Below are 12,151 nucleotides of genomic sequence, written 5' to 3'. Positions count from 1 at the left end.
CATGCGGGCTCACGAGGCAGGTGCACTGCACGGTGAGATCGGCGGGCGGGGGCCGGCCTGGCTGCGTACCCCGGTCGACGTCAACGCCCTGGTGCCGCAACTGTGGCCGCGCAACGTGGCGCGCGGCCCCGGCGGCGCGCTCACCGTCGCGGGCCTGGACGTCCGCGACCTGGCCGCGGAGTACGGCACACCGGCGTACGTGCTGGACGAGGGCGATCTGCGCGAGCGCTGCCGCGAGTTCCGCGCGGCCTTTCCGGACGCGGACGTCTACTACGCCGGCAAGGCGTTCCTGTGCCGCGCCGTGGTCCGGATGATCGCCGAGGAGGGCTTGTTCCTCGACGTCTGCACCGGCGGCGAGCTGGCCACCGCGCTGTCGGCCGGGATGGAGCCGGCGCGGATCGGCTTCCACGGCAACAACAAGTCGGTGGCGGAGCTGACCCGCGCGCTCGACGCCGGTGTGGGCCGGATCATCGTCGACTCGTTCACCGAGATCGACCGGCTCTCCGCGCTGGCCCGAGAGCGCGGGGTACGCCCGAAGGTGCTGGTCCGGGTCACCGTCGGCGTGGAGGCGCACACCCACGAGTTCATCGCGACCGCGCACGAGGACCAGAAGTTCGGGTTCTCGCTGGCGGGCGGGGCCGCCGCGGCGGCCGCGTTCAAGATCCTCGACGAGGACGTGCTGGAGCTGCGCGGGCTGCACTCCCACATCGGGTCGCAGATCTTCGACGCCGGCGGCTTCGAGGTGTCCGCCCGCCGGGTGCTCGCCCTCCAGTCGCAGATCCGTGACGCCCGCGGTGTGCAGCTGCCCGAGCTGGACCTGGGCGGCGGCTTCGGCATCGCGTACACCACGCAGGACGACCCGGCGTCGCCGCACGACCTGGCGAAGCGGCTGCGCAAGATCGTGGACGGGGAGTGCGCGGCGGAGAACCTCGCGGTGCCGCACCTGTCGATCGAGCCGGGCCGGGCGATCGTCGGCCCGGCCGTGTTCACGCTCTACGAGGTCGGGACCGTCAAGTCCGTGCCCCTGGGCACTGGCGGTGACGCAGCCGACGGTCGTGCTTATGTCAGCGTGGACGGGGGGATGAGCGACAACATCCGTACCGCGCTCTACGACGCCTCGTACTCGGCCACGCTGGCGAACCGCACCTCGGCCGCACGGCCGATGCTCGCCCGCGTGGTGGGAAAGCACTGTGAGTCCGGGGACATCGTGGTGAAGGATGAATTCCTGCCCGCCGACGTGCAGCCCGGAGATCTTGTCGCGGTGCCCGGCACCGGGGCCTACTGCCGGAGCATGGCGAGCAACTACAACCATGTCCCGCGGCCCCCGGTCGTCGCCGTCCGCGAAGGTCGGGCGCGGCTGATCGTCCGCCGGGAGACCGAAGACGACCTGCTGGCATTGGATGTGGGATGACCTCACCGGTTCGCTTGGCGTTGCTCGGCTGCGGCACTGTCGGCAGCGACGTGGTCCGGCTGCTGCACGAGCAGTCGGAAGACCTCGCCGCCCGGATCGGCGCCCCGCTGGAGATCGCCGGGATCGCCGTACGCCGGATCGGCCGTGACCGCGGTGACCTGCCGGTCGACCCGGCGCTGTTCACCACCGACGCGCTCGGGCTGATCAAGCGCGACGACGTGGACGTGGTGGTCGAGGTGGTCGGCGGCATCGAGCCGGCCCGGGGCTGGCTGGTCGAGGCGCTGCGCGCGGGCAAGAGCGTGGTCACCGCCAACAAGGCGCTGCTCGCCGAGGACGGCGCGACACTGCACGACGCCGCCGCCGAGGGTGGCGCCGACCTCTACTACGAGGCCAGCGTCGCCGGGGCGATCCCGCTGCTGCGCCCGCTGCGCGATTCGCTGCACGGGGACCGGATCACCCGGGTCACCGGCATCGTGAACGGCACCACGAACTTCATCCTCTCCGCGATGGACGCCACCGGCGCCGGGTTCACCGAGGCGCTGGAGGAGGCCACCGAGCTGGGGTACGCCGAGGCCGACCCGACGGCCGACGTGGAGGGCTTCGACGCCGCCGCCAAGGCCGCCATCCTCGCCTCGCTGGCGTTCCACACCCGGGTGACCGCCGCCGACGTGCACCGCGAGGGCATCACCGAGGTGACCGCCGCCGACGTGGCCAGCGCCAAGGCCATGGGCTGCACGATCAAGCTGCTCTGCATCGCGGCCCGGGGCGCGGACGCGGCGGGCCGGGAGACAGTCAACGTCCGGGTGCACCCGGCGATGATCCCGTTGACGCACCCGCTCGCGAGCGTCGGCGACGCGTTCAACGCGGTCTTCGTCGAGGCCGACGCCGCCGGGCAGCTCATGTTCTACGGCCGGGGCGCCGGTGGTGCGCCCACCGCCAGCGCGGTGCTCGGCGACGTGGTGGCGGTGGCCCGCAACCGCCTCGCCGGGGTGCACGCGGCGAGCGAGTCGGCGTACGCGGACCTGCCGGTACGGCCGATGGGCGAGGCGCTCACCCGCTACCACATCAGCCTCGACGTGGCCGACCGGCCGGGCGTGCTGGCCGGGGTGGCGGGCGTCTTCGCCCGGCACGAGGTCTCCATCGCCACCGTGCGGCAGGGACCGGCCGGCGGGGACGCCGAACTGGTCATCGTCACCCACGTCGCGCCCGACGCGGCGCTCGCGGCGACAGTCGGTGAGCTGCGCGGGCTCGACATCGTCCGCTCGGTGACGAGCGTGCTGCGGGTGGAGGGTGGCGCGTAACCGACGCGTCCCGCCTGATGGTTAGAGCAGGGTGTGCCGGTGGCCGGCCGGGCCGGCTGGTCCACGCTGGTGGCAGGCCCCGGATCGGGGCGACGAGGCGAGGAGCACGAGATGTGGCGCGGACTGATCGAGGCGTACCGGGATCGGCTGCCGGTCACCGGGGCGACTCCCGTCGTCACGCTGCACGAGGGCGACACGCCGCTGCTGCCGGCGCCGGTGCTCTCCGCCCGGGTCGGCGCGGACGTGTGGCTGAAGGTCGAGGGCGCCAACCCGACCGGCTCGTTCAAGGACCGCGGCATGACGGTCGCGGTCTCGAAGGCCGTCGAGGCGGGTGACAAGGCGATCATCTGCGCCTCCACCGGCAACACCAGCGCCTCCGCCGCCGCGTACGCGGCCCGGGCCGGGATCACCTGCGCGGTGCTGGTGCCGCAGGGCAAGATCGCGTTGGGCAAGCTGGCCCAGGCGCTCGTGCACGGCGCGAAGCTGCTCCAGGTGCAGGGCAACTTCGACGACTGTCTCGGGCTCGCCGGCAAGCTCGCCCAGGACTACCCGGTCGCGCTTGTCAACTCCGTCAACATCGACCGGCTGCACGGCCAGAAGACCGCCGCGTTCGAGATCGTCGAGGCGCTCGGCGACGCGCCCGACATCCACTGCCTGCCGGTCGGCAACGCCGGCAACATCACCGCGTACTGGATGGGCTACTCCGAGGACCGGCGTGACGGCAACGCCACGAAGGCACCCCGGATGTACGGCTTCCAGGCGGCCGGCGCGGCTCCGATCGTCACCGGTCAGGTGGTGCCGGAGCCGTCGACGATCGCCACCGCCATCCGGATCGGCAACCCGGCGAGCTGGACGAAGGCCATCGATGCGCGGGACGCCTCCGACGGGCTGATCTCGGCGGTCAGCGACCGGGAGATCCTGTCGGCGTACCGGCTGCTGGCCCGCGAGGTGGGCGTCTTCGTCGAGCTGGGCAGCGCGGCGAGCGTCGCCGGTCTGCTCCAGCAGGCAGCGGCGGGCCGGGTGCCGGCCGGATCGCGGGTGGTGTGCACGGTCACCGGGCACGGCCTGAAGGACCCGGAGTGGGCCATCTCCACCGCCCCGGCGCCGGTGACCATCGCCAACGACGCGCTGGCCGCCGCCCGCTCTCTCGACCTCGTCTGAACCTCTTACCGACTCCAGTTCGGGGAGGTGGCGGGGTGCGGGTGGGAGTGATGCAGCAACTTCGGCGAAGCGGAGTCGATCAAGAGCGGGGTGGTGTGCTCAGGCGGGCACGGGCGACCTCGAAGCACGGCGGTGCGATCGGCTGGGGCGGATGCCGGGAGTGTCGGGGCGTGCGGCAGACTCAAGACGCCCCCGCAGACACCTCTCCAGGAGTGAATAACGCCGATGTCGCTGCTCGCCAGATTCAGTCTCGCCAACCGAGGTCTGATCGCCCTCGTCGCGTTGGTGACCACGGCGTTCGGCCTGTTCGCCGTGCCGTCGCTGAAGCAGCAGCTCCTGCCGTCGCTGGAGTTCCCCGCCGCGTTCATCGTGGCGACGTACCCGGGCGCCGCGCCGGAGATCGTGGAATCCCAGGTCGCCGAGCCGATCGAGAACAGCCTCAAAGGCATCCCGGGCCTGGACGAGGTCACCTCGACCTCGCGCGAGGGCTCGGCGACGGTCCAGGTGCAGTACGAGTTCGGCACCGACCTGGACGACGTGGTCAACAAGATGGAGACCGCGCTCAACCGGATCGACTCCCAGCTGCCCGAGGGCGTCGACCCGCAGGTGATCGCCGGTAGCACCGACGACCTGCCCGCGGTGGTGGTCGCCGCGACCGGTGACGGCGACGAGCGGGCGCTGGCGGAGAAGCTGCGCAGCGCCGTCGTGCCGGAGCTGGAGGCGCTGGACGGGGTCCGCTCGGTGGACGTCACCGGTGCCCGGAACCAGGTCGTGACGATCACGCCGGACCCGGTGAAGCTGGCCGCCGCCAAGGTGGCGCCGACCGCCATCGCGTCGGCGCTCAAGAGCAACGGCGTGGCGGTGCCGGCGGGCGCGCTCGCCGACGGCGACCGGTCGCTGCCGGTGCAGGTGGGCACGCCGATCCGTACGATCGACGACCTGCGCGGCATCGTGCTGACCACGGCACCCGCCGCCCCGGTACGCCTCGGCGACGTCGCCGCCGTGGAGCAGCAGCTCGCCCCGGCCACCTCGTTCACCCGGACCAACGGCAAGCCGAGCCTCGGCATCGCGGTGACCGCCGCTCCGGACGGCAACGCGGTGGACATCTCGCACGAGATCCGGGACCGGCTGGACGAGCTGTCGGCGGCCTCCGGGGCCGAGCTGACAGTGGTCTTCGACCAGGCCCCGTTCGTCGAGAAGTCCATCGAGAGCCTGACCACCGAGGGCCTGCTGGGCCTGGTCATGGCCGTCGTGGTGATCCTGGTGTTCCTGCTGTCGGTGCGCTCGACGGTGGTCACCGCGGTGTCCATCCCGCTGTCGGTGCTGGTCGCGCTGATCGTGCTCTGGTCCGGCGACTACTCGCTGAACCTGCTCACCCTCGGCGCGCTGACCATCGCCGTCGGGCGGGTGGTGGACGACTCCATCGTGGTGCTGGAGAACATCAAACGTCATCTGGAGTACGGCGAACCGAAGCGGGACGCGATCCTCACCGCGGTCCGTGAGGTGGCCGGCGCGGTGACCGCGTCCACGCTCACCACGGTCGCCGTGTTCGCGCCGATCGCTCTGGTGGGCGGCTTCGTCGGGCAGCTGTTCGCCCCGTTCGCGATCACCGTGACGGTGGCGCTGCTCGCCTCGCTGCTGGTGTCGCTGACCGTCATCCCGGTGCTGGCGTACTGGTTCCTGCGGCCGCGCGGCGGTGCCGACGACGCCGCCGCCCGGCGGGCCGCCGAGGAGAAGGAACTGCGCAACCCGTTGCAGCGGGCGTACCTACCGGTGATCGACTTCGCCACCCGCTCCCGGCAGACCCGCTGGGCGACAGTGGGTGTCGGCCTGCTCGTGCTGCTGGGCACGTTCGGCCTGGCGCAGAAGCTCGAGACCAACTTCCTGGACGACTCCGGCCAGGACACGCTCGCCATCCGGCAGGAGATGCCGCCCGGCACCTCGCTCGCCGGCACCGACCGGGCCGCCGCGCGCGTCGAGGAGGTGCTGCGGCGTACGCCGGGGGTGGAGACCTACCAGGTCAGCGCCGGCGGCGGCGACAACCCGTTCGCCGGTGGCGGCAGCGACCGGGCCACCTGGTCGCTGTCGCTCTCCGACGACACCGACGCCGCGACGGTACGGCAGGGCCTGCGGAAGGAGCTCGACGCGCTCGGCGCGGACGTCGGCGAGGTCACGTTCGGCGGCGGGCAGAACGCCTCCGCCAACCAGGTCGAGGTGGTCGTGCAGGCCGCCGACCAGGAGACGCTGACCCGGGCGGCCGAGGCGGTACGGGGCGCGATGTCCGGCACGCCGGGCGTGGAGGACGTCACCAGCAGCCTGGCCACCCAGGTGCCGCGCGTCGAGGTCACAGTGGACCGGGTGGCCGCGGCCCGCGCGGGTCTCACCGAGGCGGCCGTCGGGCAGCTCGTCGCGCAGACGTACCGGGGAGCGCCGCTCGGGCAGGTGACGCTCGACGGTACGGCGCAGAACGTGGTGCTGAGCAGCGGCGCCCGTCCGCCGCTGACCGTCGAGGAGCTGCGGGCGCTGCGGGTCGGCGCGGTGCCGCTGGACGCGATCGCGGACGTCGAGCAGGTCGACGGCCCGCAGCAGGTGACCCGGATCGACGGGGAGCGCAGCGTCTCGGTCACCGGCACGGCGACCGGCTCGAACCTCGGCGCCACCACCCAGGAGCTGCAGAAGCGGCTGGACGCGCTGGACGTGCCGGGTGCCACGTACGTGATCGGCGGCGTGAGCGCCGACCAGGCGGACGCGTTCGCGGACCTCGGTCTGGCGGTGCTGGCGGCCATCGCGATCGTCTTCCTGATCATGGTGGCGACGTTCCGCAGCCTGACCCAGGCGCTGATCCTGCTGATCTCGGTGCCGTTCGCCGCGACCGGCGCGATCGGGCTGCTGCTGGTCACCGGTACGCCGCTGGGCGTGCCGGCGTTGATCGGCGTGCTCATGCTGGTCGGCATCGTGGTGACGAACGCGATCGTGCTGCTGGACCTGATCAACCAGTACCGGGCCCAGGGCATGGACGTGACCGAGGCGGTGGTCGAGGGCGGCCGGCGCCGCCTGCGGCCGATCCTGATGACCGCCGTCGCCACCATCTTCGCGTTGCTGCCGATGGCGCTCGGCCTGACCGGTGAGGGCGGATTCATCTCCAAGCCGCTCGCGGTCGTGGTGATCGGCGGCCTGCTCAGCTCGACGCTGCTGACGCTGGTGCTGGTGCCGACGCTCTACACCATGGTCGAGCACACCAAGGGCTCGTTCCGGAACCGGCGGCGGGGCGGCGCTCCCGAGCCGGTCGAGCCGCAGCCGGACCCGGTGCCGGTGGCGGTCGGCGGCGGCGGGGAGCGGGCCGAGGAGCGGGCCGAGGAGCGGGCCGAGGTCGCGCCGCCGCCCGCTCGTCCGTCCGGCGCGCTCGTCGACGGCACCGACCAGTTCGAGGTGCTGCGCCTGCCCAAGAGCCGCCAGTCGCCGCTCCCGCCCACCGAATGACGGACCGGGAGGGGCCCCGCGCGGGCCCCTCCCGCCGCCTCGCGCGGCACAGAGCGAGCTTCGACGACGGCACCCGCCCGCCAGCGGACCCTGTGGTGCTCCACACGGTCGGAGCCGCTGCCGTGCCCGGGGCGGCCCGGTAGGGTGCCCGCGTGTCACCCACCCTCTCGGTCCTCGTCCGCAACCGCGACTTCCGCCATCTGTTCCTCGCCGAGCTGGTGGTCTTCGGCGCGGACTGGTTCGTCATGGTGCCGCTGCTGGTGCTGCTGCCCGACCTGACCGGCAGCGGCGTCTGGGGTGCGCTGGTGCTGGCGGTGGACACCGGCACGACCGCGTTGCTGCTCCCGTACGCCGGGACCGTCGCCGACCGGTTCGACCGCCGCAAGGTGATGATGGTGGCGAACGTGGGTGCGCTGGCCGGGGTGTCGCTGCTGCTCGGCGTGCGAAGCGCCGGCACGGCCTGGCTGGCGCTGGCGGCGATCGCGCTGGTGGCGGTGGCGAAGGCGTTCTACTCGCCCGCCGCCCAGGCCGCGCTGCCGAACGTGGTCGACCCGGAGGACCTGGCCGCCGGTAACGCGGTGGCCGGCTCGGCCTGGGGCACGATGACAGTGGTCGGCGCCTCGCTCGGCGGGATCCTGAGCGCCGCCGCCGGCCCGTACGCCAGTTTCTGGGTGGCCGCCGTCGGCCTGGTCGCCGCCGCGGGCCTGGCCGCGTTGATCCGTCGGCCGCTGCAGGCGCCGCGCGACCCGGCGGCGACGGTGCCGCGCACCTGGGCGGCGATCCGCGAGGCACTGCGCTACATCGCCCACCGCCCGCGCGTGCTGGCGTTGGTCACTGTCAAGTCGGCGGTCGGGCTGGGCAACGGCGTGCTCACCGTCTTCCCGCTGCTCGCCGGGGTGTACGGAGTGGGCGCGGTCGGCGCCGGACTGCTCTTCGCCGCCCGCGGTGCCGGCGCCCTGGTCGGCCCGATCATGATGCGCCGGGTGCTGAGCAACCGGGCCTGGCTGCTCACCGGCCTGGCGCTGTCCATGTCGATGTACGGCCTGGCCTATCTGGGCGCCTCGGTGGTGACCTGGTTCCCGCTGGTGCTGGTCCTGGTGTTCCTGGCCCACCTGGGCGGCGGCAGCAACTGGGTGCTGTCCAACTACGCGTTGCAGGGCGAGGTGCCGGACCGGCTGCGCGGCCGGGTCTTCGCCACCGACATGATGCTGGCGACGCTCGCCATCGCGGTGAGCCAGCTGGTGGTGGCGCTCGTGGTGGACCGGGTGGACGAGCGCACCGTGCTGGCCGGATGTGGCCTGGTCACCGTCGTGTACGCGATCGGCTGGCGGTTCGCCACCCGGCGGCTCTCGCTCACCGACCCGATCGACGCGCCGGCCCCGGAGCGGGCCGGCTGACGCGCCGGTCCCACGCTCCGGGCGGTCCGGCCGGGCTGTCGGGGTGACGTCCTAGCATGAGCCGGTGCCGACCACATTCACCCCCGGCCCGGTGCGGGTCCGGGTGCCCGCGACCAGCGCCAACCTGGGCCCCGGCTTCGACGCGCTCGGGCTGGCCCTGGGCCGCCACGACGACGTCGCGGCCGAGGTGACGGACGGCGGCGTACGGGTGTCGGTCACCGGCGAGGGCGCGGGGGAGCTGCCGTCGGACGAGCGGCACCTGATCGTCACCGCGATGCGGGCCGCTTTCGACGCGCTCGGCGCGCAGCCGGCCGGCCTGGCGCTGGAGTGCGTCAACCGCATCCCGCAGGCCCGCGGGCTCGGCTCGTCGTCGGCGGCCATCGTGGCCGGGGTGCTGGCGGCCCGCGCGCTGGTGGCCGACGGCGACCGGCGGATGGACGACGACGCCGCGCTGCGACTGGCGGCCGAGCTGGAGGGGCACCCGGACAATGTCGCCCCCTGCCTGCTCGGTGGCTTCACGATCGCCTGGACCGAGCCGGGCGGCGCGCGGGCGGTTTCGCTGCCGGTGGCGACGGCCGTGCGGCCGACCGTCTTCGTGCCCGCCGAGCGGGGCCTGACCTCGGTGGCCCGGGCGGCGTTGCCGGCCACCGTGCCGCACGCCGACGCGGCGTCGAACGCGGGCCGGGCGGCCCTGCTGGTACACGCGTTGACGGCCGATCCCGCGCTGCTGCTGCCCGCCACCGTCGACCGGCTGCACCAGGACCAGCGGGCCCCGGGGATGCCGGGCACGGCGGCACTCGTCGCCGCGCTTCGTGTGGCGGATGTGGCGGCTGTGGTCAGTGGGGCGGGTCCGACCGTGCTGGCCCTGTCCGAGGTTCCGGCGGGGTTCCAGGCGGGAACAGATTGGCGGCGGTGGGAGTTGCCGATAGATGTCAGCGGTGCCCGGGTCATCCGGGGTAGAGTTTGACACGCCGAGCGGGGCCCTGTTGCCGCAGGTCGGACGAGGCGATTACGCTCTAGACCTAGCACAGCCGCGAAGCATGCGATCTTCCTGCGGTTCGGCGCACCCCGAAGCTCTCGGCGGTAGCCCGTCACCCCTGCTCAAGGCCCACGCCGCACCGCAGTTTCCACAGGTCGCCGCAGACGGCGAGACCTGCTCACCGATGGTGGTGAGTCGGGAAACCACCGGCTGCTGTGTCACAGACTCCCGCGACGCGTCCATGCGAGGCGGGTGCACCGAGGCCGCCCGGCCACCTGGTTCCACGACTCCGGGCAGCCCCGGCCTATCGAGGGAAGGAATCCATTGAGCGACACCACCGACATGACGTCGGATGTTTCCAACGTCGCTGGCGATGCCACCACCGCCGCCCCCACGCGCCGCCGGCGGAGCGGCACCGGTCTGTCGGCGATGCTGCTGCCGGAGCTCCAGAGCCTGGCCGCTTCGCTCGGCATCTCGGGCACCGCTCGCATGCGCAAGGGCGAGCTGATCAGTGCCATCACCGAGCGGCAGCAGGGCGGCGCCGCGGCCGGAACCCCTCGACCGCGAGCCGAGGTGGCGGCTGCGTCCGCTCCCGCCCGGGAGGAGGTGCACGCGGAGGTCCGTGAGGAGCGGGCCGAGGCACGCCCCGCCGAGCAGGCGCCGGCCGCCGAGGTGACCGAGGGGCGCACCCGCGGTCGCCGCAGCCGGGCCGCCGCCACGACCACCGAGGCGCGACCGGCCGAGGCGCCGGCGACCGAGGCGCGGCCGGCCGAGACGACGCGCGCCGAGGAGGCGCCCGCCGAGACCGGCGAGCGTGGCGACCGGGCCGAGCGCGGTGAGCGCAACGAGGGCCGGGGTCGTGAGCGCGGCGCTGACCGGGCCGACCGCGGCGGCGAGCGGGCCGACCGTGGTGGTGACCGGGGCGAGCGCAACGAGCGCGGTGAGCGCGCCGACCGGGGTGACCGCAACGACCGGGGTGACCGCAACGACCGGGGTGACCGCAACGAGCGGGGCGAGCGCAACGACCGGGGTGACCGCAACGAGCGGGGCGAGCGCGCCGAGCGCAACGACCGGAACGAGCGCGGCGACCGGGGCGGCGACCGCAACGACCGCAACGACCGTGGTCAGCGCGCCGAGCGGGACAACGACGGCGACGACGACGAGGGCGGCGGCCGGCGGGGCCGGCGCAGCCGGTTCCGGGACCGTCGTCGCGGTCGCGGCGAGCGGGGCGAGGGCGACGGCGGTGGCGGCCGCGAGCCGCAGGTCGGCGAGGACGACGTGCTCGTCCCGGTGGCCGGCATCATCGACGTGCTCGACAACTACGCCTTCGTCCGGACCACCGGCTACCTGGCCGGCCCGAACGACGTGTACGTCTCGATGTCCCAGATCAAGAAGTACGGCCTGCGCCGGGGTGACGCGATCACCGGTGCCGTGCGGGCCGCGCGGGACGGCGAGCAGCGGCGCGACAAGTACAACCCGCTGGTCCGGCTGGACACCATCAACGGGATGGAGCCGGACGAGGCGAAGCGCCGGCCGGAGTTCTACAAGCTCACGCCGCTCTACCCGCAGGAGCGCCTGCGGCTGGAGACCGAGCCGCACATCCTCACCACCCGGGTGATCGACCTGGTCATGCCGATCGGCAAGGGCCAGCGGGCGCTCATCGTGTCGCCGCCGAAGGCCGGTAAGACGATGGTGCTGCAGGCGATCGCGAACGCGATCACCCGCAACAACCCGGAGTGCCACCTGATGGTGGTGCTGGTCGACGAGCGGCCGGAAGAGGTCACCGACATGCAGCGGTCGGTGAAGGGCGAGGTCATCGCGGCCACGTTCGACCGTCCGCCGCAGGACCACACCACAGTCGCCGAGCTGGCGATCGAGCGGGCGAAGCGCCTGGTCGAGCTGGGGCACGACGTGGTCGTGCTGCTCGACTCGGTGACCCGGCTCGGGCGGTCGTACAACCTGGCGGCGCCGGCCAGCGGCCGGATCATGTCGGGTGGTATCGACTCCACCGCGCTCTACCCGCCCAAGCGCTTCCTCGGTGCGGCGCGCAACATCGAGAACGGCGGCTCGCTTACCATTCTCGCCACCGCGCTGGTGGAGACCGGGTCCATGGCGGACACGGTCATCTTCGAGGAGTTCAAGGGCACGGGTAACGCCGAGCTGAAGCTGGACCGGAAGATCGCCGACAAGCGGGTCTTCCCGGCGATCGACATCAACCCCTCCGGCACCCGCAAGGAGGAGGTCCTGCTCGCGCCGGAGGAGCTGGCGATCATCCACAAGCTCCGCAAGGTGCTGCACTCGCTGGACTCGCAGGCGGCGCTCGACCTCCTGCTGGACCGGCTCAAGCAGTCCCGCACCAACATCGAGTTCCTGATGCAGATCGCGAAGTCCACTCCGGGCGAGTGAGCTGACGGATCCGGCG

7 protein-coding genes are annotated in these 12,151 nt (G+C 73.1%); all 7 read left to right on the top strand.

Going from position 1 to position 12,151, the window contains the following annotated elements:
* Position 1: 1 nt before the first annotated feature.
* The 7 genes from lysA to rho all read left to right on the top strand — a co-directional run bounded on the left by lysA (position 2) and on the right by rho (position 12,135).
* On the top strand, positions 2-1,411 hold the full coding sequence (gene lysA / locus GA0070215_RS00155; protein WP_018784845.1) for a diaminopimelate decarboxylase: 1,410 nt from the start codon (positions 2-4) through the stop codon (positions 1,409-1,411).
* Positions 1,408-2,712 (top strand): homoserine dehydrogenase, encoded by a 1,305-nt coding sequence (locus tag GA0070215_RS00150; RefSeq protein ID WP_026267750.1) that lies wholly within the window; start codon positions 1,408-1,410, stop codon positions 2,710-2,712. The genes lysA and GA0070215_RS00150 overlap by 4 nt, the downstream gene beginning before the upstream one ends.
* Positions 2,713-2,823: 111 nt before the next feature.
* A complete protein-coding gene (gene thrC / locus GA0070215_RS00145) occupies positions 2,824-3,873 on the top strand; it encodes a threonine synthase (RefSeq protein WP_026267751.1) in 1,050 nt (349 codons plus the stop codon).
* A 225-nt stretch (positions 3,874-4,098) separates the two neighbouring features.
* A complete protein-coding gene (locus GA0070215_RS00140) occupies positions 4,099-7,353 on the top strand; it encodes an efflux RND transporter permease subunit (protein WP_091040779.1) in 3,255 nt (1,084 codons plus the stop codon).
* Between the two features lie 152 nt (positions 7,354-7,505).
* The gene (locus tag GA0070215_RS00135) at positions 7,506-8,750 is read left to right on the top strand and encodes an MFS transporter (protein WP_018784849.1); all 1,245 of its coding nucleotides are present in this window, start codon (positions 7,506-7,508) and stop codon (positions 8,748-8,750) included.
* A gap of 64 nt (positions 8,751-8,814) precedes the next feature.
* The gene (gene thrB, locus GA0070215_RS00130) at positions 8,815-9,717 is read left to right on the top strand and encodes a homoserine kinase (RefSeq protein WP_018784850.1); all 903 of its coding nucleotides are present in this window, start codon (positions 8,815-8,817) and stop codon (positions 9,715-9,717) included.
* Between the two features lie 336 nt (positions 9,718-10,053).
* Positions 10,054-12,135 (top strand): transcription termination factor Rho, encoded by a 2,082-nt coding sequence (gene rho / locus GA0070215_RS00125; RefSeq protein ID WP_091040776.1) that lies wholly within the window; start codon positions 10,054-10,056, stop codon positions 12,133-12,135.
* Positions 12,136-12,151: the final 16 nt, after the last annotated feature.

The sequence above is a fragment of the Micromonospora marina genome (assembly GCF_900091565.1).
Taxonomy (GTDB): Bacteria; Actinomycetota; Actinomycetes; order Mycobacteriales; family Micromonosporaceae; genus Micromonospora; species Micromonospora marina.
This window is presented reverse-complemented; position numbering and strand designations above follow the sequence as displayed.

Excerpts from the sequence above, each read along its gene's own strand:
- GA0070215_RS00150 (WP_026267750.1), top strand. The coding sequence starts at position 1,408 with ATGACCTCACCGGTTCGCTTGGCGTTGCTCGGCTGCGGCACTGTCGGC.
- thrC (WP_026267751.1), top strand. The coding sequence starts at position 2,824 with ATGTGGCGCGGACTGATCGAGGCGTACCGGGATCGGCTGCCGGTCACC.
- GA0070215_RS00140 (WP_091040779.1), top strand. The coding sequence starts at position 4,099 with ATGTCGCTGCTCGCCAGATTCAGTCTCGCCAACCGAGGTCTGATCGCC.
- lysA (WP_018784845.1), top strand. The coding sequence starts at position 2 with ATGCGGGCTCACGAGGCAGGTGCACTGCACGGTGAGATCGGCGGGCGG.